Origin of the sequence: Gluconacetobacter entanii (assembly GCF_003206495.1) — a bacterium.
Taxonomy (GTDB): Bacteria; Pseudomonadota; Alphaproteobacteria; order Acetobacterales; family Acetobacteraceae; genus Novacetimonas; species Novacetimonas entanii.
Genome location: NZ_NKUF01000002.1, coordinates 76,223 through 98,053, shown reverse-complemented (window position 1 = coordinate 98,053; position 21,831 = coordinate 76,223). Strand labels below are relative to the sequence as shown.

Genomic DNA, 21,831 nt, shown 5'->3' with positions numbered 1-21,831 from the left:
GTTCATGGACCCGGCCCCCGTGCCCCGATCATCCCGTACGCGCCCCCTGTCGTTCCAGGGGCTTATCCTGAAACTGCACCAGTTCTGGTCCGAACAGGGCTGCGCCATCCTCCAGCCCTATGATACCGAAGTCGGCGCTGGCACCCTGTCGCCGCATACCACGCTGCGCGCGCTGGGCCCGCGCCCGTGGAAGGCGGCGTATGTGCAGCCCTGCCGCCGCCCGTCGGACGGACGTTACGGGGAAAACCCGAACCGGCTTCAGCATTATTACCAGTATCAGGTCCTGCTCAAGCCCACGCCCGAAGACAGCCAGAAGCTGCTGCTTGACAGTTATCGCGCCATCGGGATCGACCCGATGGAACATGACATCCGCTTTGTGGAGGATGACTGGGAAAACCCGACCATCGGGGCATGGGGACTGGGCTGGGAGGTCTGGTGCGACGGGATGGAGGTGACGCAGTTCACCTATTTCCAGCAGGTCGGCGGCATCCCCACCGTCATGCCGTCCACGGAACTGACCTATGGCCTAGAACGCCTTGCGATGTACGTGCAGGGGATCGAGAACGTCTATGACCTCGATTTCAACGGCCACGGCCTGACCTATGGCGATGTGTTCCTGCGTGCCGAACGCGATTATTCGCGCCATAATTTCGAGGCCGCGGACGTGGAGATGCTGCATCGCCATTTCATCGACGCGGAACGCGAGTCCACGGCCCTTGCCGAACTTGGCCTGGCGCAGCCTGCCTATGACCAGTGCCTGAAGGCCAGCCACCTGTTCAACCTTCTTGATGCGCGCGGCGTCATCAGCGTCAGCGAACGCGCCTCCTATATCGGCCGCGTGCGCACGCTTGCAAAGCGATGCTGCGAAGCATGGCTGGCGGGCGAAGGATAACACGATCATGCCCGAACTCCTGCTTGAACTCTTTTCCGAGGAAATCCCCGCCCGCATGCAGCAGCGCGCGGCGGAAGACCTGCAGCGCCTGCTGACGGAGGCGCTGTCCCCGCTCAACCCGCGTGAGGCCCGTACCTTTGCCGGGCCACGCCGCATCGCCATCTCGCTACAGGTCGATGCGACCGTGCCGGGCAGCACCGTCAACGAACGCGGCCCGCGCGAAAGCGCGCCGGACAAGGCGCTGGCCGGTTTCATGCGCAAGCATGGGGTCGAACGCGACGCGCTGGTGCTGGAAAACGGGTTCTGGGTCCTGCGGCGCGAGGTTCCCGCCGTGCAGGCCGCAACCCACATCGCGGCCACCGTGCCCGCCCTGCTGCGCCGCTTCCCGTGGCCCAAGTCGATGCGCTGGGGCGTGGGCAGCAGCTTCACATGGGTGCGCCCGCTGCGCCGGATCGTCTGCCTGCTCGACGGGCAGGTCGTGCCGTTCTCCCTGGCCGAGGGCGAGGATAACGGCCACGGGCTTGTTGCCGCCAACCTGACCGAAGGCCACCGCTTTACCGCGCCGGGCGCGTTTGCCGTGACCGGCACGCAGGACTGGCTTTCGGGACTGCGCGCGCGCCAGGTCGAACCCTGCGCCGATGCCCGCCGCACCAGAATTACCGAAGGTGTCGCCCGCCTTGCCGCCGAAGAGGGGCTGAGCGTCGTATCCGACCCCGCCCTGATTGACGAGGTCGCGGGCCTGACGGAATGGCCGGTGCCATTCCTGGGGCAGATTGACGACGAATTCATGACCCTGCCGCCGGAGGTGATGCAGGTGTCGATGCGCGTCAACCAGCGTTATTTCGCGCTGCGCAACGCCGATGGCTCCGCCGCACCGCGCTTTGCCTTCGTCGCGAACATGGAACCGTCGGATGGCGGCGCACTGACGATCGCGGGCAACGAACGGGTGCTGCGCGCGCGCTTTGCCGATGCCCGGCATTTCTGGGACCTTGATCGCACCCACACGCTCGAAAGCCGCGTGGCGCAGCTCGACCGCATCGTCTTCCATGCCGCCCTCGGCAGCCAGGGGGAACGGGTGCGGCGCATCGTGCGCCTTGCCGGACTGATCGCGCCGATGGTGGGCGCGGACCCGAAGCAGGCCGAACGCGCCGCCCTGCTGTGCAAGGCGGACCTGACGACCGGCATGGTGGGTGAATTCCCCGAGCTGCAGGGCACGATGGGGGCCTATTACGCCCGCCATGATGGGGAGGACAGCGTGGTCGCCGACGCGATTGGCGAACATTACATGCCGCGCGGGCAGCATGACGGCGTGCCCCATGCCCCCGTCTCCATCGCCGTGGCGCTGGCGGACAAGATCGACAGCCTTGTCGCGTTCTTCGCGGCGGGGGAAAAGCCGGGCGGGTCGGGCGATCCGTACGCCCTGCGCCGCGCGGCCCTTGGCCTGATCCGCATCATCCGCGAAAACCACCTGCGCCTCGACCTTGCGGAACTTTTCGTCATGGCGGCCCATGGCCTGCCTGAAAACCTGCGGCTGGCCCCGGACCTCGACCTGCTGCCGCAGTTCGTGGCCGAACGCCTGCGCGTGCAGTTGCGTAACGAGGGCGCGCGCCACGACATCCTGGCCGCCGTGTCGGTGGGCAATACCGACACCGACATCACCCGCCTGCTGGCGCGCAGTGACGCGCTGGCGGAAATGCTGGCGACGGAGGACGGGCGCAACCTGCTGGCGGCGACCCGGCGCGCGGCCAACATCCTGCGTATCGAGGACCGCAAGGACGGCCCCCACGAAGGTGCCCCCGACCCCGCCCTGTATGCACAGGACGAGGAACGTGCCCTTGCCGATGCGCTGGCCCGCACGATCCCCGCCGTGGAAAGCGCCATCAGCGAGGAACGCTTCGCCGACGCCATGCGCGATGTCGCCCACCTGCGCCCCGTGCTGGACCGGTTTTTCGAGGACGTCACCGTGAACGCCGAAGACGCCGCCATACGTCGCAACCGCCTGCGCCTGCTGTCGGAACTGCGCCGCATGACCGTGCTGATCGCGGATTTCAGCCAGATCGAAGGCTGATCCCCCGCCCCCGTGGCTGCGTGCGCGGGGGCGGCTTTCCCAGGGGCGTTGCCCCTGAAACCCCACCAAAGGGTATTACCCTTTGGAAACCATGATTTTGGTAAACGGATCAGGGTGCAGGGAGCCGCGCTCCCTGCCGGGTCCGGGCAGAGCCCGGGTGTCCCATGCACGCGGCGACACCACGCGCCAGAAAACTGACGGCCCCTAAGCCAGATAGACAAGCCGTGCCGCCTGCCCCCGCCGCACGACCACCACCGCGTTCTGCCGATACCGCCGGGCAAGGCGCAGCGCCGGGGCAAGGTCCATTTCCACCGCATAAAGCGGTTCGGACCACCGGCCCAGCCGTCCTTCGCCCAGATGATGCGGCACATGGCGCAGGTCGCGGGCCAGATGCGCCATCATGCGCGCATTCCACCCATCCGGCCGGCGACGCCCGCCCGGATTGCACGCACTGAGCATCACGATTGTCCCCCGCCGGGGCAGGCCCGCATCATCGGGACGTTGCCCCACCCGGACAACCGGCAGGGTGGCGGCGTGATAGGTACTGAGGCGATAGGACCGGCGGATGGCGGCAGACGGGGGCAGGATGCCGCTCATGCATCCTTGTCCGTCGTTTCGCCAAAGGTGGAGTTGCGATGTACCCATGCGGACAGCAGCAGGCCAAAACCGAACATCACCATCAGCATGGCCGACCCGCCATACGAAATCAGCGGCAGCGGCACGCCGCCCACCGGGATCGCCCCCATGACCATCGACAGGTTGACCGCGCAGTAGAGGAAGAAATTCATGCTGATCCCCAGCCCCAGCAACCGCCCGAACTGGTTGCGGCTGCGTATCGCGATCAGCATGCCGCCCAGGATCATCACCAGCAGCAGCCCGATCACCGCCGCGCCCCCGACATACCCCCATTCCTCCGCGATCATGGTGAAGATGAAGTCGGTCTGCTTTTCGGGCAGGAAGTTAAGCTGCCCCTGCGTGCCGTGCAGGTAGCCCTGCCCCCACATCCCGCCAGATCCCAGTGCGATCTTGGACTGGATGATGTTGTAGCCCGCGCCCAGCGGGTCATTTTCAGTGTGCAGGAAGGTGATGACCCGCGCCTTCTGGTAATCATGGAGGTGGTTGTAGGCGATTTTGGTCAGGAACGGCAGCGGCGCCGCCAGCAGCGCGATCTGCCACAGGCGCATCCCGGCGGCAAAGAACAGGCTGGCCCCCACGGTCGCGATGATGACCGCAGTCCCCAGGTTCGGCTCCTTCAGCACCAGCCCCACCGGCATCAGCACCATCAGCGCGGGCGGGATCAGATAGAGCGGATTGCCCATGTCACGGTAACTGACCTTGTGAAACCAGCTTGCCAGCACCAGCACCAGCGCGATCTTCGCCAGTTCGGAGGGCTGGACCTGCAATCCGCCGATCATCAGCCATCGCTCCGCCCCCTTGCCGACATGCCCCATGCGCAGCACCGCCACAAGCAGCAGCAGCGACAGGCCATAAAGCGGCCATGCAAGGCGCACCAGCACCGTCGGACTCATCAGCGCGACGCCAAGCATCATCACAAGGCCGAAGCAGAAACGGATGGTCTGCGGTTCGGCGAACGGGCGTGACGTGCCGCCGCCAGCGGAATACAGCGCCCCATATCCCACCGCCGCCAGCAGGCAGATCAGCACGACATAGATCCAGTTGATCTGCCACAGCTTGGCAAGGATCTGGAAATTGGGTTCCGCCCGCAGCAGGCGTTTCTGGAAGTTCATGTCAGTCCCCCGGCAGCAGCAGACACAGCCATCTCGACAGCCTATGCGACAGGCCATCGCACGCCAATGGCGCGGCCGTTATCCCTGATCCACGTCCGCCTGCGCCACTTCCTGGCCCGGCGATTCCTTGTGATTGACCGGATCGCGCATCAGCGTGTCGGTCATGATGTCACGCGCCAGCGGGGCCGCGACCTCCGCCCCGGCATTGCCGTGCTCCACCACCACCGCCGCCGCATAGCGCGGCGCGTCATAGGGGGCAAAGCAGATGAACAGAGCGTGCGGGCGATATTCACACGGCAGGTTGGCGGAATTGAAATGCCCGCTTTCACGCATGGCGCGCGACACGCGCCGCACCTGCGCCGAACCGGTCTTGCCCGCCATCTGCACGCCCGGAATGGCCAGGCGCGCCTTGGGCGCGGTGCCGCTTTCCTCGTTCACGACGGCATACATGCCCTCGCGGATCGCGTTGAAGAAATGATCGGGCATGTTTTCCATCGGCCCGGCATGGTCCAGCGCCGCCATGTCCCCCAGTCGGCCGCCCACCGCACGCACAAGATGCGGCTGCACGTCGCGGCCGCTGGCAATGCGTGCGGCATAGGTCGCAAGCTGTAGCGGCGTGACCTGCATGAAGCCCTGCCCGATACCACTGACGATGGTGTCGCCCCCGTTCCAGTGATGCCCGTGCGCGCGCCGCCATTGCGGCGTGGGGATCAGGCCCTGACGCACATGCGGCAGTTCGATGTCCAGCGGCGCGCCAAGCCCGAACTGGTGCGAGGCCAGCGCGATCGGGTCCATGCCGGTACGCCGCGCGACCTCATAGAAAAACACGTCGCAGGAGAATTTCAGCCCCTGCCTGAGCGTCAGCGACCCATGGCCATAGCGTGACCAGCAGTGAAAGCGCGTGCCTCCGACATCGATATAGCCGGGGCAGTTGATGCGGTCGTTCGGCGACAGGGTGCCCGCGCGCAACGCCGCCATCGCCACGGCCGGCTTGAAGGTGGAGCCGGGCGGATACAGGCCAGACACCGCCTTGTTGATCAGGGGCGTCTGGCTGTTGTTCGTCCATTCGATCCACTGCGCCTGGCTGACGCCGCTGTCGAACAGCGACGGGTCGAAGGAAGGGTTGCTGACCATGGCCAGCACTTCGCCATTGCGGCAGTCCATGACCACCGCACTGGCGGACTGGTCCGCGATGCGGCCAAGCACCTGCTGCTGCAACCCGCTGTCGAGCGTCAGGGTGATCTCGTTCCCCGGCTGCCCCTCATCCCGGTCAAGCTCGGCCATGATGCGGCCAACGGCGTTGACCTCCATCTCCACCGACCCGACCTGCCCGCGCAGGCCCTGGTCCTGTGTCTGCTCGATCCCCGAACGCCCCACGCGCATCCCCGGCAGGGCCAGTTCCGCATCCCGCGCCACGTCCTTTTCCGAAGGGGGCGCCACATACCCCACCACATGCGCCAGCAGCGGGCCAAAGGGATAGACCCGCGTCGTGCCAACATCAATCAGCACACCCGGAAGCGACGGCATGTTGAGTTCCAGCCGCGCCATGTCGTCCCACGACAGGAAATCACGCAGCATGATGGGGATGAAACGCCGCTTGTGCCGCAGTTCACGCTCGACCCGCGCGGTGTCGCGTGGCTCCATCGGGACAAGCTGGGCGAAACGCTCCAGCGTGCCGGGCAGGTCGTTCGTCTCCTCCGCCAGCAGGAGCGCGCGCCAGTTCACCTTGTTCGCCGCGACCGCGATGCCGAACCGGTCGGTAATGCGCCCGCGCGGCGGCGCAAAAAAGCGTTTGCTTAACCGATTGTTTTCCGCAAGCCGTGCATAATGGCTGCCGTCACGAACCTGCAGGCCGTACAGGCGTTGCGCCAGCGTGCCGAGTACGGCCCCCTGCGCCGCCATCAGCAGCAATGCACGACGTGTAAAAACACCCCGGGAAGGATTCTTGCCTTCCTCCGGGCTGGTCATCAGCCGCGTACCTGTTTTCTTAGTGCGAAACTTCATTCACCCATCCGGGCAGATCGGAAGACGTCTGATCCATCAGCCCTGTTCAGGCGCGATTCGCGTCGTTGACGATAAAGCGGTAAGTCCAGACGAATATGACATAAAGCACCGGAAAGCTGCCGAATGCCAAGATGCTTTCGAACATGAATGGTATCGTTTCCACAAGATGCAGCGCCAGCGCCGAACACAGCACCCATTGCAGCGCCGTTGCGAACACCATGACAACCCCGAACACCAGCCACAGCACGAAGACATTCAGGCGCGCCAGCACGTAACGCCCCGAAAGCCCGATCCCATGCACCACCAGCATGATCAGCAGCAGGACGCCCGGTGGCTCGAAACTCAGCAGATCGACACACAGCCCCAGCCCGAACACCGCAACCGACGGCATCAGCGCCGGGCGGAACACCGACCACAGGAAGACCGACACCTGCACGACGGCCGGCATCAGTTCCGCCTGCGCGGGGATATTGAGCGGCGCGGACAGCACCAGCGTCACCACCAGCACGAACAGGCACGGCAGGCAGTGCCGTACGAACAGGTCCGTGCCGTGGGCCAGACCGGCACGCGGCTGGATCTCGGGCTTCAGCGATGGCGGGGGAAGCGGTTTCATCCATGCACCCCTTCATCCCCGCTTCGGCTGGAACTGGGGCGGAAGGGTCATGGTCCGCCCGACGGAAGGCAGCGGTATGCGCCCCGGCGCATCAGGCGGGACGACCGCATCGGCATAGTTGAATATCCGCAGGATATCGAGATGCTCCAGCGCGGCGGCCGGGATCACCACCGGCGTGCCGGGACGCAGGTAATGGACATGCCCGACCGGAAGGCCAGCCGGCAGGGATTCGATTTCGCCGTTGGTCACGACGCGCTCCCCCTCCACCGGCATGTTGTCCTGCGGGTAATAGATGATCTTCGGCGTGGCGGAATTGTCCCCCGCCATGATCGCCGCCGCATGGCTCGATTCCAGCGTCACGGGCAACCTGCTGGAGGAATCGGTAATCAGCAGCACGCGCGCCGACCGCTTGCCCACCTCGGTCACGCGCCCCGCAAGCCCCGCACCGTCAAGGGCGATGCCATCCTTGCGCACGTTGGTGTCGGGATTGATCGACAGCAGCACCGCGCGCGCATACAGGCCGCTGGTGTCGCGCACCACGCGCCCGGTGACATAGGAAGGCGCATCGTCGGGGATCCAGTGCAGGTTGGCCTTCAGCGTCGCATTTTCATCCGCCAGCGCCGCCGCCACGTCATACCAGTGCTGCAGGTTGGCATTTTCGGTGCGCAGGCGGATATTTTCCGCCTCCAGGTTGCGGATGTCCTGAAGATTCCCCGAAAGTTCACGCAACCGCGCCTGTGGCCATGCCACAAGGCCATAGGCCGGGGCGAGCATGTCGGCCACCTGCATGCGCATATGTTCGATCAGGGGACGGTCCGCCTTGCCCAGCAGGATGATGCCACACGCGACAAGGATCAGGAACGGCAGCACAAGCTTGCCCATCGCCTGACGGGACTGGATGGAAACCGGCATTACCATGCCCCTTTCCCGTACCTGTCCACGCGCCGGCCGGACCTATCGAACGTGCCTGAGCGCCGGCCCCCCATAGTCCTGCATTCCCCTTGTCTTGTCCTGCGCCACGCTGGCCAGTGGCATGGCGTCGATACCGTCAGTACATGCTTGTCAGCACATTGCGCAACCGCTTCATTTCCTCAAGCGCGCGCCCGGTGCCCATCGCAACGCACGACAGCGCGTCCTCCGCCACCGTCACCGGTAGGCCAGTCGCACGGCGCAGCACCTCGTCCAGGCGATACAGCAGCGCACCGCCACCCGTAAGCACGATGCCCTTGTCCACGATGTCGGCGGCCAGTTCAGGCGGCGTGTTCTCCAGCGCGGTGGTCACCGCATCAAGGATCTGGCTGACGGGTTCGGCAAGGCTTTCGGCAATCTGCGCCTGCGACACCACCACTTCACGCGGCACGCCGTTGATCAGGTCGCGGCCCTTGACCTCCCGCCACGGGCCGGCATCATCCGGGTCATCGGGCGGGATGGCGGAACCGAGGCCGATCTTGATCTGCTCGGCGGAGCTTTCACCGATCAGCAGGTTATGGTTGCGCCGGATGTAGGAGATGATGGCCTCGTCCATCTTGTCGCCACCCACCCGGACGGAACGGGCATAGACGATACCGCCGAGGGAGATGACCGCCACTTCGGTCGTGCCGCCGCCGATATCGACGATCATGCTGCCCGACGGTTCTGTCACCGGCAGGCCCGCGCCGATCGCGGCCGCCATCGGCTCCTCGATCAGGAAGACCTTGCGCGCGCCGGCACTCTCGGCGCTTTCCTGGATGGCGCGCCGTTCGACTGCGGTTGACCCGGACGGGACACATACGATAATCAACGGGCTGGCAAACATGCGCCGATTATGCACCTTGCGGATGAAGTGCTTGATCATCTCCTCCGCAACTTCAAAATCGGCGATCACGCCATCGCGCAGCGGGCGAATGGCCGTGATATTGCCAGGGGTACGGCCAACCATCAGCTTGGCTTCCTCCCCAACGGCCAGAACCTGTTTCTTGCCCCGCACCTCGGCCAGGGCAACGACCGAAGGTTCATTCAGGACGACGCCGCGTCCCTTGACATAGACCAGTGTATTGGCCGTGCCGAGGTCAATCGCCATATCAGCGGACAGCAGACCCAGCACACGAGCAAACATCCAAAACTCCCGACAACAAACCAGCCATGACCCATTCCGCAGCTTCGACCCGATGACACGGCCATGCCGCGCCTGTTCGCCTGCCGAAAAATCTGGATCAGGTCGAGTGCTTACCGGTGCTGACGGATGGGAGCAAGAGGAGACATGGTTTTAATTCGTTAATTTATGGCCGCCAAGGCGCTTTGTTACAAAATGCCCAAATTTTATCACGCAGGATATCCTTTCCTGTGCGGCGCACACTACAATATGACCCTTTGCCGGTCGCGGCAGTTCCGCCGCCCCCGCACCAGAGATTGATGAGAATGATCCTTCACGATTTACTGCGCCGACCGCTCGCGGTTGCGACCCTTGCCGCCGCTTCCATGACGATGGTCGCCTGCACCGACAATTATGATCCGGGTCAGCGTGCGATCGCCGGTGGCCTGATCGGGGCGGGCGGCGGTGCCGCGATCGGCGCCCTTGCCGGTGGGGGCGAAGGGGCGGCCATCGGTGCGCTCGCAGGGGCCGGCGGCGGCGCCGCCGTGGGGGCCGCGACCACCCCGCGCAGGCGTTCCGATGGTGGCCCGCCAAGCTACATCTGCCCCAACGGCACGGCGCTGCCACCCGGATACCCGCCGCAAAGCTGCCCCGGCGCACGTCCCGGCGGTTACGCCACGCCGTCCTACCCGCAGGGCTATCCGCAACAGGGATATTCCCAGCAGGGGTATCCGCAGGGGGCCTACCCGCAGCAGCAGGGCTATTCGCAGCAGTCCTACCCGCAGCAGGAAACCTATCCCCCCGGGGCCTACCCGCAGGGCGCGGCCTATCCCCAGAGTGGATATTCGCAGGACCAGGGCGGCTACTACCCGCAGTAACGCATCCCAACGAAAAAGGGCTTCACCACCATGGCGAAGCCCTTTCCCATTTAAAACAGCCTGACGTCATCAAAAGTTTTTGGTAAAGCTTTTTTCAAAAAGCTTTAAAGAACATCGCCTTTTTGAAAAAAAAGGCGACATCCATCAACTTTTACTGTCCCTTCCATCAACGCACTTCACGCCGTCAGTTCGGCGGGCTCCGCACGGTCACGCTTGACCAGCAGCTTGTTCAGGGCGTGGACATAGGCACGCACGGCGGACACCAGCGTATCGGCATCGGCCCCCTGCCCGTCCACCATCTTGCCGCCTTCCTCCAGACGCACGGTGGTACGTGCCTGCGCGTCGCTGCCTTCGGTCACAGCGCCAACGGAATAGAGTTGCAGCGTCGCATCATGGGCGACAATGGCGCGGATGGCGTTGAACGCCGCATCGACCGGCCCCTGCCCCGCGGCGGTGGCGTGCTCTTCCTTGCCATCGACCTCCAGCGTCAGTTCCGCCTGCGCCGGGCGGCGTGAACCCGCGGACACGTCCAGCGCAACGAAGCGGATGCGGGCATGATCGCGCACCTCGTCATCGACCAGCGCGACCAGATCCTCGTCATAGATGACCTTCTTGCGGTCGGCGAGGTCCTTGAAACGGTTGAACGCGTCGTTGAACTGCGCCTCGTCCAACGCGTCGTAGCCCATGGCCTTGAGCTTGTCGCGGAAGGCCGCGCGACCCGAATGCTTGCCCAGCACCAGCGAGGAGCGCGTCCAGCCGACACTTTCGGGCGTCATGATCTCATACGTCGCGGCGTTCTTGAGGATACCGTCCTGATGGATGCCGCTTTCATGGGCAAAGGCGTTGCGCCCGACGATCGCCTTGTTGGGCTGCACGTCAAAGCCGGTGATGGTCGAGAGCATGCGCGACATCTTCAGCAGCTTTTCGGTCTGGATGCCGGTGGTATAGGGCAGGACGTCATGGCGCGTGCGCAGGACCATGACGATTTCCTCCAGCGCGGCATTGCCCGCGCGCTCGCCAATGCCGTTGATCGTGCATTCGATCTGCCGCGCACCCGCGCGCAGGGCCGCAACCGTGTTCGCCACCGCCAGGCCGAGGTCATTGTGGTTGTGGGTGGAAAAAATCACCCCGTCCGCCCCCGGCACGCGCGCGCGCAGGTCGGCAAAGATGCGGGCCATGTCCTCCGGCGTGGAATAGCCGACCGTATCGGGGATGTTGATCGTCGTGGCCCCGGCCTTGATCGCCGCCTCAACGCAGCGGCACAGGAAATCGGGATCGGTGCGCGACCCGTCCTCCGCCGACCATTCGACGTCATCGGTGAACTGGCGCGCCGCCGTGTTGCCCGCCTTGATGACCTCCAGCACGGTCTCAGGCTCCATGCGCAGCTTGTATTTCATGTGCAGCGGCGAGGTGGAGATGAAGTTGTGGATGCGCCCGCGCTTCGCCTGGCGGATGGCCTCGCCCGCGCTGGCGATGTCGTTCTTGCCGCCGCTGCGCGCCAGCGCGCAGACCACGGCCGTCTTCACGGTCTGCGCGATCTGCGCCACGCTGTCGAAATCGCCCTTCGACGCGACGGGAAATCCCGCCTCGATCACATCGACGCCCAGGTCGCCCAGCGCCTCGGCCATGCGCAGCTTTTCGGCCATGTTCATGGAAAAGCCGGGGGACTGCTCCCCGTCACGCAGGGTCGTGTCGAAAATGATGACACGGTTTTCGTCGATGCGCCCGAAGGACGGATGATTGATGGTCATGGAAATACCTCGGACATATCCGGATGTGGGACCGGCATTCCACACCGGGCCATGCCGGGCGGGAATGCGTCATTCGTTTCATGGTGGCCGCACGACGCGGCCCGACTTTCCCCTGGGCGTACCGGAACAGGCCGGCCCTGACCGCTCAGGGGCGGATAAGTCGTAGAAGACGAAGGAGTCCGGTGCGGTCGCATGCATGCAGGGACACGGACGCCTGCGCGCCTGTCAAACCTGCCTGAATGTGCCTGTCCGTTGCCATGTCGGGCACAATACAGCGCAGACCACCGATTGCAACACATAATGCGCCCTTCCCCGCTTCCTATCCCGTCACCCGCGTCACCATCGAGGCGGAGGCGAAATACCTGTCGATCGCCTGCACCATGGCGCCCGCCACGACCATGCGGTGCGCGGACTGCCGCAGCGCGGCCTCGTCCAGGTGGTTGGACATGAACCCCATCTCCACCAGCACGGAGGGGATGTCCGCGGATTTCAGCACGACAAAGGAGGCATGCCGCGCCGGATGCGTCAGCAGGCTGATGCGCGGGCGGAAGGAGGTGACGATACTGCTGGCCATGTGCGCGGCCCCATGGCGCGTTTCCTCGGTCACGAGGCTGGCGAGGATTTCCTGCACCTCGGGCGAGGTCGCATGCACCTGCGGGCCGCCAAAGCGGTCCGCGCTGTTTTCCGAACGCGCGATGGCCGCCGCCTGCGCGTCGGATGCGTGCGATGACAGGGTATAGACACTCGCGCCGCGTACCATGCGGTCATGCAGGGCATCGGCATGCATGGAAATGAACAGCGACGCCTTGTGGGTATGCGCAAGGTCCACCCGCCCCTCCAACGGGATGAAACGGTCATCGGCGCGCGTCATCGCCACGCGGTAGCGCCCGCTGCCGATCAACTGGCGCTGCAGTTCGGCGGCCGCCGCTTCCGCCACATGCTTTTCATAGGTGCCGGAAACGCCGATCGCCCCCGGATCCTTTCCGCCATGGCCGGGGTCGAGCATGATGAGCGGGCGCGGCGGTTCCGCCCGCCCCACGATGGCCGGACGGTGCAGCGTCCCGTGCGTGGCGGCATGGGGGGCCGTGGCGTGGGTGGCGGCGGCATGGGCGGCGGCATGGTGCGTCACCGCGCCGGATGCGCGCACCGGCGCGATGGCGGCCATGGCGATCCCGGCAAGCAGCGTGCGCCGGTGCACCGCCACGCGCAGGTCCAGCGGGCCGCCGCCCCGCGCCATATGCGGTGGCGTCGGGCCTGCGGCGTCGGAGGGCGCGCCCGGCGTGGCGGCAGTGCCACGGGCGTGCTGCATATCGGCGGAAGATACGGTGCGCATGCTGCGATATGGCCTTCATGGGACAGGTCGGGTGTCGGGCTACGCCACGATACCATCACGCCGCGCCCGCGTCAGTGACATAAACATTCGCAAGGCTTGCAGGAAGCGCGCGGTTGCGCCATGGTGGCAGGCAGTGGTGGGCGTGCGACGTCCGAACGTCAGGCCGACGGGAGATTGCTCGTGCCCTGACACGCCGTTCGACGGCGCGAATCCATCCGGCAGCCAGCAGGCGCGCGCCCGCAAGCCTTTTCCGGACCGAATCCATGTCACGGGAATGCCGCTTTCGCGGACCATGCGCGCGACAAAGGCCACCGCACCGGCGCTCCCGATCGACAGGAGGCCGGGTGACACGGACCTGTCGATATTTTTTCACGAAGGCCCCTCCCGCCATGCGGGACCGGACCTTCCCACAGATGGCCGAGGATGGAGTGATGACCACGGTGGACATATCCGCCGACGCGACAGGGACATGCATGTCATGGCACGGCACGACGCCGGGCCACGATGCCACGCATGCCGTCGCCGTCGCGCGTGACGCCTGCCATGGGATCAGTGCCGGATCCGGTCACCCTTTTTCAATTGATGTTGCTGTCCGTTCCCATTCCCGTTCCCGCCGCCCCCGGAACATTCCGTGGGGCATTGCGCGGGACGGACGCACGAACCGGACATACCGGAGTTCCCGTTTTAATGACCAAACGCATGCTGATCGACACGACACACGCGGAAGAAACCCGCGTGGTCGTGATGGATGGTAACAGGCTTGAAGACTACGATGTCGAGGCCGCGGCGAAGAAGCAGCTCAAGGGCAATATCTACCTTGCCAAGGTAATCCGGGTCGAACCCAGCCTGCAGGCCGCCTTTGTCGATTATGGCGGCAACCGCCACGGCTTCCTCGCCTTCAGCGAAATCCACCCCGACTACTACCAGATCCCTGTCGCCGACCGCGAAAAGCTGCTGGCGCTGCAGGAAGAAGAGCGCCGCGCCGAAGAAGCCCGCAACGCGCGCGAGGATGACGAGAAGGCCGAAGGCGAAGACGACGCCACGGAGGAAACCGCCGCACGCGATGGCGAGGCGGAAGAAGCCGAGCCCGAGACCGTCGGTGGCGAGAACGACACCGGCGACGAGCCGGAGGCCCAGCGCCGCATCGCGCGTTTCCTGCGCAACTACAAGATCCAGGAAGTCATCCGCCGCCGCCAGATCCTGCTGGTGCAGGTGGTCAAGGAAGAGCGCGGCAACAAGGGTGCTGCGCTGACGACCTATGTCTCGCTCGCGGGGCGTTACTGCGTTCTGATGCCCAACTCGCTGCGCGGCGGGGGTGTTTCGCGCAAGATCACGTCCGTGGCCGACCGCCGCCGCCTGCGTGAAATCATCGCCGAACTGCAGATCCCGCACGGCATGGCCATGATCGTGCGCACCGCCGGCGCACAGCGCCCGCGTGCGGAGATCATGCGCGACTGCGAATACCTGCTGCGCCTGTGGGACGACATCCGCGAACATACCCTCAAATCCGTGGCCCCGGCCCTGATCTATGAGGAAGCGAGCCTGATCAAGCGCGCCATCCGCGACATCTATACCCGCGAGGTGGGCGAGATCCTGATCGATGGCGAGGCCGGGTGGAAATCCGCGCGCGAGTTCATGCGCATGCTCATGCCCCAGAACGCGCAGAAGGTGCGGCTGTGGCAGGACCACGGGCAGACGCTGTTCTCCCACTACCGGGTGGAGGGGCTGCTGGATTCCATGCTGTCGCCGTCGGTACAGCTTCGTTCGGGCGGCTATCTCGTCATCAACCAGACCGAGGCGCTGGTCGCGATCGACGTGAACTCCGGCCGCGCGACGAAGGAACGCAACATCGAGGAAACGGCCCTGCGCACGAACCTCGAGGCGGCGGACGAAGTGGCGCGCCAGCTGCGCCTGCGTGACCTTGCGGGCCTGATCGTGATCGATTTCATCGACATGGAAAGCCGCAAGCATAACGGCATGGTGGAGCGTCGCCTGAAGGAAGCTCTGCGCAATGACCGCGCGCGCATCCAGGTGGGCCACATCTCGCATTTCGGCCTGCTGGAGATGTCGCGCCAGCGGCTTCGTCCCTCCATCGCGGAATCGACGTTCACCCCCTGCCCGCACTGCGAGGGGACGGGCATCATCCGCGGGGTCGAAAGTTCCGCCCTGCACGTCCTGCGCGCCATCGAGGACGAAGGCATGCAGCGTCGCGCCGCCGCGGTCACGGTGCATGTCGCCCCCGAAATCGCGCTCTACATCCTCAACAACAAGCGCGCATGGCTGCATGAGATCGAGGAACGTCACAAGATGCATGTGACGTTCGCCGCCGACTCCACGCTGCATGCGGCGGAATCGCGCATCGAACGCACCCGTCCGCAGACGGCGCAGTTCGAGGCGTCCGCCCCGGCCATCACGGCCGAGCCAGAGGCCCCGCACACCGAAACGGCAGGCGTGCGTGAAATCCCGATCCACAGCGAACCGCCCGCCACCACGGCGGAAGGCGGGACTGCGGCCCCGGATGCCACCGCCCTGACGGACGAGGACGCGGCCTCGGGCACGGACCATCGCCGCCGCCGCCGTCGCCGTCGCCGTCGCAGCAGCGCGAACCGCGAGGTCGAGACGCAGGGCACCGAGACGGTGGAGCCGGAAGTTGTCGCCGTCCCCGAACCGGTGGTCGAGGTTGGCTACAAGGGCCCGACGCCTGCCGATCCGTTTGGCGATGCGATCATCGACATCTTCGACGTGATCGAACAGACGACGACGCCTGCGGCGACCCCGGTCATCGAACCGGAAGGCCCGGTCGTGGTGGTCGAGGAGGAAGCGCCCGCAAACCCCGCCGCCGAGGAGGAAAAGCCCCGTCGCGCACCGCGTCGGCGCACCCGCCGCACGAACCGTCCCATCACGACGACGGAAACGGTCGTGACCGCAGAACCCGCCACGCCTGAAGCCGAAGCGCCTGTGAAAACGCCCGTGGAAGCCCCTGTGGAGGTGGAGACGGTGGAGATCGAGACGCCGGAACCGGTGGCCGAAGTGCAGCCGGAAGTGGCGATCGAGGCAGAGGCCGAGGCAAAGGAAAAGCCGCGCCGCCGCCGCACGACCACGCGCAAGGCCACCACGACGACCACCCGTAGCCGTGCGAAGAAGGCCGAAGCCGAGGAACCGGCGGAAACCGTCGCCCCTGCCGCCGACACGGCAGCAGGGGAGAAGGCCGAAGAAACCGTGACGGAGGCAAAACCCCGCCGCCGGCGCGCCACCACGACGCGCACCACCGCCACGGCCGCCAAGACCCCGACCCGCCGTCGCACCAGCACGGCCAAGGCCGCCAAGGAAGCATCGGACACGGCTGCTGACGCCGCCCCCGAAGCTGCTGCCCCGGTCGCGGCGGAAAAGGCCGAGGAAAAGCCCAAGGCCCGTCGCGTGACGCGTCGCAAGAAGGTGGAGGCTGAACCTGCGGCCCCCCCGGCCCCCGAGGCCGAACCCGCAGCAGAAGAAAAGGCCCCGGCCCGCAAGGCGACCCGGACCCGCCGCAAGAAGGTGGAAACGACGGCTGTGTAAGAGACCGCACCGGCGGAACCGGCAACCGCCGAAGCCGCCCCTGCCCCGAAACGGCGCACGGGTTGGTGGAAACGCTGATCCAGCCCGCCTTTTACTGACAGGACAGGCCCTGCTCCCTCCCCGGGTGCAGGGCCTGTTTTTTTTTGGGAAGGCATTTCCGGATGCTGGATTTTTCAGAGATTTGTTTTCTTTCGAAGCTTTTTACAAAAAGCTTCGAAAGAACGCTGCCTTTTCAAAGACAGGACGGCACCAGAAACCTTTGTTCACAAGGTCTGCGCCACCAGCCGTCCGATACCGGAAAAGACTGCGGCGAACTGCTGTTCCGTGGGTGTCCCACCGCGCGTATAGACGCACATGACAATGGGCGTATCGGGCCGGGGCCATGCCACCGCGATATCACCTGCGGCGTCACGGGCATTGTTGCCGGTCTTGTCCCCCACCACCCAGTTCGCCGGCAATCCTGCACGCAACCGGTTCTTCCCCGTCTGGCATCCGACCAGCCAGCGGGTCAGGAGTGCGCGTGACGGCGCCGACAGGACCGTGCCCAGCACCAGTTTCTGGATGATCGCCGCCATGGACGCAGGCGTCGTGGTATCGCGCACCCCACCGGCAGGCGTGCGGTTCAGGTACGGTTCGGGATCATCCAGACGTGTCGTGGTATCCCCCATCGCGCGCCAGAACGCCGTCAGCGCGGATGGCCCGCCAATGCGCGACAGCAGCAACGTGGCGCAGCTATTGTCACTCTGCTCCACGGCGCCCTCGCACATGTCCCCCACCGACAGGCCAGCGCGTCCCTGCGCCAGTGCGGCCTTTGCCACGGGGGCGTACCAGTCCTGAATGTCGGCAGCGGTCAGGGGAATGATATGGTCCAGCCCGTCGCGCCCCTGATCGACATGCGACAGCACGCAGGCCGCCAGCGACGCCTTGAAGGTGGAACACATGACAAAGCGTTCGTTCGCGCGCCACAGCAGCCTGCGCCCGGTTGCGATATTGTGGGCATAGACGCCGACATGCCCGCCCGTGGCGTGTTCATAATCGGAAAGGATGGAAGGCACCGCCGCACGGGCAAAGGCCGGGAACAGCATGGCGGCAGATCCGCATGACATGAAATCGCGACGCCGCATATGTTCCCCGATTCATTTCGGTACAGGTTTCAGGATATGATCTGAAAATATCCGTGAACCCTGAAAAGTCAAAAAAAAGTTCTTGGGGTCCATCTTTTTCAAAAAGGCGGCGTCTTTCGAAGCTTTTTGGAAAAAGCTTCACCAAAAACTTCTGAATGTTTTCAGGACATTCCCTTACGCGGGTGCGTCGGGCAGGGCCGGTGCGGTTTCCCAGCCAAGGCCGACGATAACGGCACTGCGTCGGCCCATCCCGTCCATGCGCAGGACGATGACGTTCTGTTCCTCCAGATACGCCAGTTGCCGCCGCGCCCGGCCCAGCGAATGAGTGCCATAGGCACGCGCGATCGTCGCATCCGACGGGCACGGCAGCTTTTCCAGCGCACTGCGGGCAATCAGCAGGAAGATCCCCTGCACGTCTTCGGGCAGGGCGGAGGCCATCTGTTCGGCCTGCTGCCACACATCAGTCTGCGCCGTGCGGGCATCCACGCCGGCCCGCGCGGTCGCCAGCGCGCGACGGAAACGCGGCATGTCCAACGCCTGACGTCCCATTCCCTCGATCCGGCAGCGCACGAGGAAATCCTGATACAGCACATGGACCGGACGGAATCCTGCTTCCTCGTCTTGCAATATGTCGGCAAGGATCGCGGCGAAACGCTGCTTCTGTTCTGCGGGGTCGATCTCGGGCGTGGCCTGTGCCTCCACCTCGGCTTCCGCGCGGGCGACATCCGCATGGGCCGCCAGTTGCGCAAGGATGTCGGGCGGCGGGGCCACGGGACGCGGCGTACGCGCGGGCAGTTCACGCTCCGGCACGGGGGTAAGGATCAGTTCGCGGATTTCCTCGGTCGGGGCGGTGGGTTCGAACGGCATCAGGGCAGGCCCGGCCGAGCGGCTTTCGGTTTCCACCGGGCCGATCCGCACCGCCAGCGGACGGCGGCTGATGGCGGGGCCGAGGGCGACGAAACAGCCACGTTCAAGGTCGCGGAAGCTTTCGGCCTGCCTGCGCTCCATGCCCAGCAGGTCGGCGGCGCGCATCATGTCGATATCGAGGAAGGTGCGCCCCATCAGGAAATTGGAGGCCTCCGCCGCGACATTCTTCGCCAGTTTCGCCAGCCGCTGCGTCGCGATGATGCCCGCAAGCCCGCGCTTGCGCCCGCGGCACATCAGGTTGGTCATCGCGCCAAGGGAAGCGCGCCGGGCCTCGTCCGAGACCTCGCCCGCCGCCGCCGGGGCGAACATCTGCGCCTCATCGACCACGACGACCACGGGATACCAGTATTCGCGCGGCACCTCGAACATGCCGCCAAGGAAGGCGGCAGCCCGGCGCATCTGCACCTCCGCATCCACGCCTTCGAGGTTCAGCACGACGGAGGCGCGATGCACGCGCATGCGCTCGCCCGCCGCCTGCAGCGCGGCCTCGGTATGTTCGGCGGCGTCGATGACCAGATGGCCGTAACGGTCGGCAAGGCTGACGAAATCGCCTTCGGGGTCGATGATCGCCTGCTGCACCAGACGCGCGGACTGTTCCAGCAGGCGGCGCAGCAGGTGCGACTTGCCCGACCCGGAATTGCCCTGCACCAGCAGGCGGGTGGACAGCAGTTCCGCAAGGTCCATCGTGACGGGGCCATCGCCTGCGGTGGCCCCGCGTCTCTCCCCAATCGTGATCGCTACCGTCATGGCGCTGACGGATACAGCCCCTTGGGGGTGTCATGCAACCATTGCACCACGCCATCCGCCGCCCAGCGCCCCATCGCAATGCAGGCCTGCAGCAGGTAGCCGCCGGTGGGCGCTTCCCAATCCACCATTTCCCCCGCGACGAACACGCCGGGCAGCGCGCGCAGCATCAGGTGCGCGTCCACATCGTCCCAGCGCACGCCACCGGCCACCGAAATCGCCCGGTCAAGGTCATCCGTCCCCTCCACCACCAGCGGCACGTCCTTGATCAGGGCCGCCAGCGCCCCCGGTTCACGCGGCAGGCTGACGCCCGCCCCCTCGCGCAGGAGGGCGAGCATGACCGGCGACAGGCGCAGCGCCTTGCGCAGCAGATTCGACACGCTTTCGCGTCCTCGCACGCGCGCCAGACGCTGCGTCACCTGCGCGATGTCCATGTCGGGACGCAGGTCGATATGGATGCGCGCCTGTCCCTGTCGTGCAATCGCATCGCGGATGGGCGCGGACAGGGCATAGACCACGCCGCCCTCGATCCCGTTGCGGGTGACCACGGCCTCCCCGCGTGCGCAGAGATCGCCGATCCGCAGGGCGATCCCGTGCAGGGGCGCGCCCTCGAAGCGGGTACGCATCAGGTCGGACCAGAGAATGCGAAAGCCGCAATTGGCGGGCCGGAACGGGGCAACGCCCACGCCACGCGCCGCCACGATGTCGCGCCATGCGCCATCGGCCCCCAGCCGCGCCCAGCTTGCCCCACCCGTCGCCAGCACCAGCGCATCGGCGTGCAGGCTGGCCTCCGTCCCGTCCGGCCCCGCGACACGGACATGCCCCGCCGCGTCCCAGCCAAGCCAGCGATGCCGCGTCATGATCCGCACGCCCGCCCCCTCCAGCCGCGCAATCCATGCCCGCAGCAGGGGGGAGGCCTTCATCGCGACGGGAAAGACCCGGCCGCTGCTGCCGACATAGCAGGGCTGCCCCAGTCCCGCCGCCCATGCACGCATGTCATCGGGACCAAAGGCCGCAAGGGCGGCATCAAGGTGGGGCCGCGCCACGCCATAACGCGCCATGAAACGCGCCATCGGTTCGGAATGTGTCAGGTTCAGCCCGCCGCGCCCGGCCATCATGAACTTCCGCCCCACGGTGGGGCGCTGTTCCAGCACACACACGCGGCATCCGGCGGCGGACAGGACCTCCGCCGCCGACAGGCCCGCCGGGCCGCCACCCACGACGACGACATCCGCCCCGCCAGTATCGCGCGCGCCGGGCCCCGCCATCAGATGATGTAGTCGAGCGGCGGAAGCATCTGGTCCATGGTAAAGGCCGGAAGCGAGGAATGGCGCGTGCCCACCGCGCGCGCGGGATTGCCGACGACGGTGGTATAGGGTGCGACCGATTCAAGGACGATCGACCCCGCGCCGATCTTCGCCCCTTCCCCGATCTCGATATTGCCCATGATCTTGGCCCCCGCCCCGATCAGCACGCCGCGCCGCACCTTGGGATGGCGGTCGCCCACGTTCTTGCCCGTGCCGCCCAGCGTCACCCCCTGCAGGAGGTAGACATCGTCCTCCAGCACCGAGGTCTCGCCAATCACGATGCCCGTGCCATGGTCGAACAGGATGCGCCGCCCAAGGCGCGCGGCCGGGTGGATGTCCACCGCAAACAGTTCCGAAGACCGGCTTTGCAGGTGCAGCGCAAGATATTCGCGCCCGTTGTTCCATAGCCAGTGCGCGACGCGATAGCTCTGCACCGCGTGGTATCCCTTGAAGAACAGGAAGGGCGTCGCGTAATTGCCCGTCGCGGGATCGCGTTCGCGGATGGCGACAAGGTCGGCGGCGGCGGCGGCAACGATATCGGGATCGGCGGCGAACACCTCCGTCACCAGTTCGGACAGCGCATCGTCCGCGACGGCGCGATCGTCCAGCTTGCGCCCGATCAGCGCCGCAAGGGCCGCGCCAAAGGTCGCATGGTTGCGGATCCCGGTGGCCAGCAGGCCCTTGACCAGCGGGTCGCAGCACCCGCACGCCCCCTCGACGATCTCATGCCACAGGGCGTCGATATCGATGCCCGACAGCGTGGGCGGCAGGACCGGCGGGCGGCTGTGGTTGGTCATGGGAGGGGTGGATTGACGT

16 protein-coding genes and 1 pseudogene are annotated in these 21,831 nt (G+C 65.9%); 4 read left to right on the top strand and 13 right to left on the bottom strand.

The window, feature by feature from the left end; genetic code table 11:
• Positions 1-4: 4 nt before the first annotated feature.
• Entirely contained in the window at positions 5-892 is an 888-nt protein-coding gene (locus tag CFR72_RS01455; RefSeq protein ID WP_110912297.1) for a glycine--tRNA ligase subunit alpha, read from the top strand.
• Positions 893-899: 7 nt separating this feature from the next.
• Positions 900-2,960, top strand: a complete 2,061-nt coding sequence (gene glyS / locus CFR72_RS01450; RefSeq protein ID WP_110912296.1) for a glycine--tRNA ligase subunit beta — start codon at positions 900-902, stop codon at positions 2,958-2,960.
• A gap of 204 nt (positions 2,961-3,164) precedes the next feature.
• Here the strand turns inward: glyS and CFR72_RS01445 are convergent, their stop codons facing one another.
• The 6 genes from CFR72_RS01445 to CFR72_RS01420 all read right to left on the bottom strand — a co-directional run bounded on the left by CFR72_RS01445 (position 3,165) and on the right by CFR72_RS01420 (position 9,420).
• Positions 3,165-3,557 (bottom strand): DUF3293 domain-containing protein, encoded by a 393-nt coding sequence (locus tag CFR72_RS01445; RefSeq protein WP_110912295.1) that lies wholly within the window; start codon positions 3,555-3,557, stop codon positions 3,165-3,167.
• Positions 3,554-4,708 carry a rod shape-determining protein RodA gene (rodA, locus tag CFR72_RS01440; protein WP_110912294.1) on the bottom strand — a complete coding sequence of 385 codons (1,155 nt, stop codon included), beginning with the start codon at positions 4,706-4,708 and terminating at the stop codon, positions 3,554-3,556. The genes CFR72_RS01445 and rodA overlap by 4 nt, the downstream gene beginning before the upstream one ends.
• Positions 4,709-4,786: 78 nt before the next feature.
• A complete protein-coding gene (mrdA, locus tag CFR72_RS01435; RefSeq protein ID WP_110912293.1) occupies positions 4,787-6,712 on the bottom strand; it encodes a penicillin-binding protein 2 in 1,926 nt (641 codons plus the stop codon).
• 46 nt (positions 6,713-6,758) lie between these two features.
• The gene (locus tag CFR72_RS01430; RefSeq protein WP_110912292.1) at positions 6,759-7,325 is read right to left on the bottom strand and encodes a rod shape-determining protein; all 567 of its coding nucleotides are present in this window, start codon (positions 7,323-7,325) and stop codon (positions 6,759-6,761) included.
• A 12-nt stretch (positions 7,326-7,337) separates the two neighbouring features.
• Entirely contained in the window at positions 7,338-8,243 is a 906-nt protein-coding gene (gene mreC / locus CFR72_RS01425; protein ID WP_390670883.1) for a rod shape-determining protein MreC, read from the bottom strand.
• Positions 8,244-8,373: 130 nt separating this feature from the next.
• Positions 8,374-9,420: a rod shape-determining protein gene (locus tag CFR72_RS01420; RefSeq protein ID WP_003617867.1), complete on the bottom strand. Its 1,047-nt coding sequence runs from the start codon at positions 9,418-9,420 to the stop codon at positions 8,374-8,376.
• A gap of 302 nt (positions 9,421-9,722) precedes the next feature.
• On the opposite strand from CFR72_RS01420, the gene CFR72_RS01415 reads away from it, so the two are divergent.
• Positions 9,723-10,274 (top strand): hypothetical protein, encoded by a 552-nt coding sequence (locus CFR72_RS01415; protein WP_167400268.1) that lies wholly within the window; start codon positions 9,723-9,725, stop codon positions 10,272-10,274.
• A 176-nt stretch (positions 10,275-10,450) separates the two neighbouring features.
• On the opposite strand, the gene CFR72_RS01410 is transcribed toward CFR72_RS01415, so the two are convergent.
• The 3 genes from CFR72_RS01410 to CFR72_RS01400 all read right to left on the bottom strand — a co-directional run bounded on the left by CFR72_RS01410 (position 10,451) and on the right by CFR72_RS01400 (position 13,709).
• Complete coding sequence (locus tag CFR72_RS01410) at positions 10,451-12,025, bottom strand: 2-isopropylmalate synthase (protein WP_110912290.1); 1,575 nt, start codon at positions 12,023-12,025, stop codon at positions 10,451-10,453.
• A gap of 319 nt (positions 12,026-12,344) precedes the next feature.
• Positions 12,345-13,262 (bottom strand): N-acetylmuramoyl-L-alanine amidase family protein, encoded by a 918-nt coding sequence (locus CFR72_RS01405; protein WP_110912383.1) that lies wholly within the window; start codon positions 13,260-13,262, stop codon positions 12,345-12,347.
• A 135-nt stretch (positions 13,263-13,397) separates the two neighbouring features.
• Entirely contained in the window at positions 13,398-13,709 is a 312-nt protein-coding gene (locus CFR72_RS01400; protein WP_110912289.1) for a hypothetical protein, read from the bottom strand.
• A 336-nt stretch (positions 13,710-14,045) separates the two neighbouring features.
• On the opposite strand from CFR72_RS01400, the pseudogene CFR72_RS01395 reads away from it, so the two are divergent.
• Positions 14,046-16,991: pseudogene (locus CFR72_RS01395) on the top strand (Rne/Rng family ribonuclease).
• A 185-nt stretch (positions 16,992-17,176) separates the two neighbouring features.
• Here CFR72_RS01395 and bla read toward each other — a convergent pair.
• From bla to cysE, 4 genes are all read right to left on the bottom strand, one after another.
• Entirely contained in the window at positions 17,177-18,037 is an 861-nt protein-coding gene (bla, locus tag CFR72_RS01390) for a class A beta-lactamase (protein WP_110912288.1), read from the bottom strand.
• Between the two features lie 174 nt (positions 18,038-18,211).
• Positions 18,212-19,711, bottom strand: coding sequence for an ATP-binding protein (locus tag CFR72_RS01385; RefSeq protein ID WP_110912287.1), 1,500 nt, complete (start codon positions 19,709-19,711; stop codon positions 18,212-18,214).
• Positions 19,708-20,976, bottom strand: coding sequence for a TIGR03862 family flavoprotein (locus CFR72_RS01380; protein ID WP_110912286.1), 1,269 nt, complete (start codon positions 20,974-20,976; stop codon positions 19,708-19,710). The genes CFR72_RS01385 and CFR72_RS01380 overlap by 4 nt, the downstream gene beginning before the upstream one ends.
• On the bottom strand, positions 20,976-21,812 hold the full coding sequence (gene cysE, locus CFR72_RS01375; RefSeq protein WP_244182118.1) for a serine O-acetyltransferase: 837 nt from the start codon (positions 21,810-21,812) through the stop codon (positions 20,976-20,978). Before cysE ends, CFR72_RS01380 begins: the two co-directional genes overlap by 1 nt.
• Positions 21,813-21,831 lie beyond the last annotated feature (19 nt).

Bases quoted from the DNA above. Each gene is read 5' to 3' on its own strand.
- CFR72_RS01455 (WP_110912297.1), top strand. From the start codon at position 5: ATGGACCCGGCCCCCGTGCCCCGATCATCCCGTACGCGCCCCCTGTCG.
- glyS (WP_110912296.1), top strand. From the start codon at position 900: ATGCCCGAACTCCTGCTTGAACTCTTTTCCGAGGAAATCCCCGCCCGC.
- CFR72_RS01445 (WP_110912295.1), bottom strand. From the start codon at position 3,557: ATGAGCGGCATCCTGCCCCCGTCTGCCGCCATCCGCCGGTCCTATCGC.
- rodA (WP_110912294.1), bottom strand. From the start codon at position 4,708: ATGAACTTCCAGAAACGCCTGCTGCGGGCGGAACCCAATTTCCAGATC.
- mrdA (WP_110912293.1), bottom strand. From the start codon at position 6,712: ATGAAGTTTCGCACTAAGAAAACAGGTACGCGGCTGATGACCAGCCCG.
- CFR72_RS01430 (WP_110912292.1), bottom strand. From the start codon at position 7,325: ATGAAACCGCTTCCCCCGCCATCGCTGAAGCCCGAGATCCAGCCGCGT.
- mreC (WP_390670883.1), bottom strand. From the start codon at position 8,243: ATGGTAATGCCGGTTTCCATCCAGTCCCGTCAGGCGATGGGCAAGCTT.
- CFR72_RS01420 (WP_003617867.1), bottom strand. From the start codon at position 9,420: ATGTTTGCTCGTGTGCTGGGTCTGCTGTCCGCTGATATGGCGATTGAC.
- CFR72_RS01415 (WP_167400268.1), top strand. From the start codon at position 9,723: ATGATCCTTCACGATTTACTGCGCCGACCGCTCGCGGTTGCGACCCTT.
- CFR72_RS01410 (WP_110912290.1), bottom strand. From the start codon at position 12,025: ATGACCATCAATCATCCGTCCTTCGGGCGCATCGACGAAAACCGTGTC.
- CFR72_RS01405 (WP_110912383.1), bottom strand. From the start codon at position 13,262: ATGGCGCGGGGCGGCGGCCCGCTGGACCTGCGCGTGGCGGTGCACCGG.
- bla (WP_110912288.1), bottom strand. From the start codon at position 18,037: ATGCGGCGTCGCGATTTCATGTCATGCGGATCTGCCGCCATGCTGTTC.
- CFR72_RS01385 (WP_110912287.1), bottom strand. From the start codon at position 19,711: ATGACGGTAGCGATCACGATTGGGGAGAGACGCGGGGCCACCGCAGGC.
- CFR72_RS01380 (WP_110912286.1), bottom strand. From the start codon at position 20,976: ATGGCGGGGCCCGGCGCGCGCGATACTGGCGGGGCGGATGTCGTCGTC.
- cysE (WP_244182118.1), bottom strand. From the start codon at position 21,812: ATGACCAACCACAGCCGCCCGCCGGTCCTGCCGCCCACGCTGTCGGGC.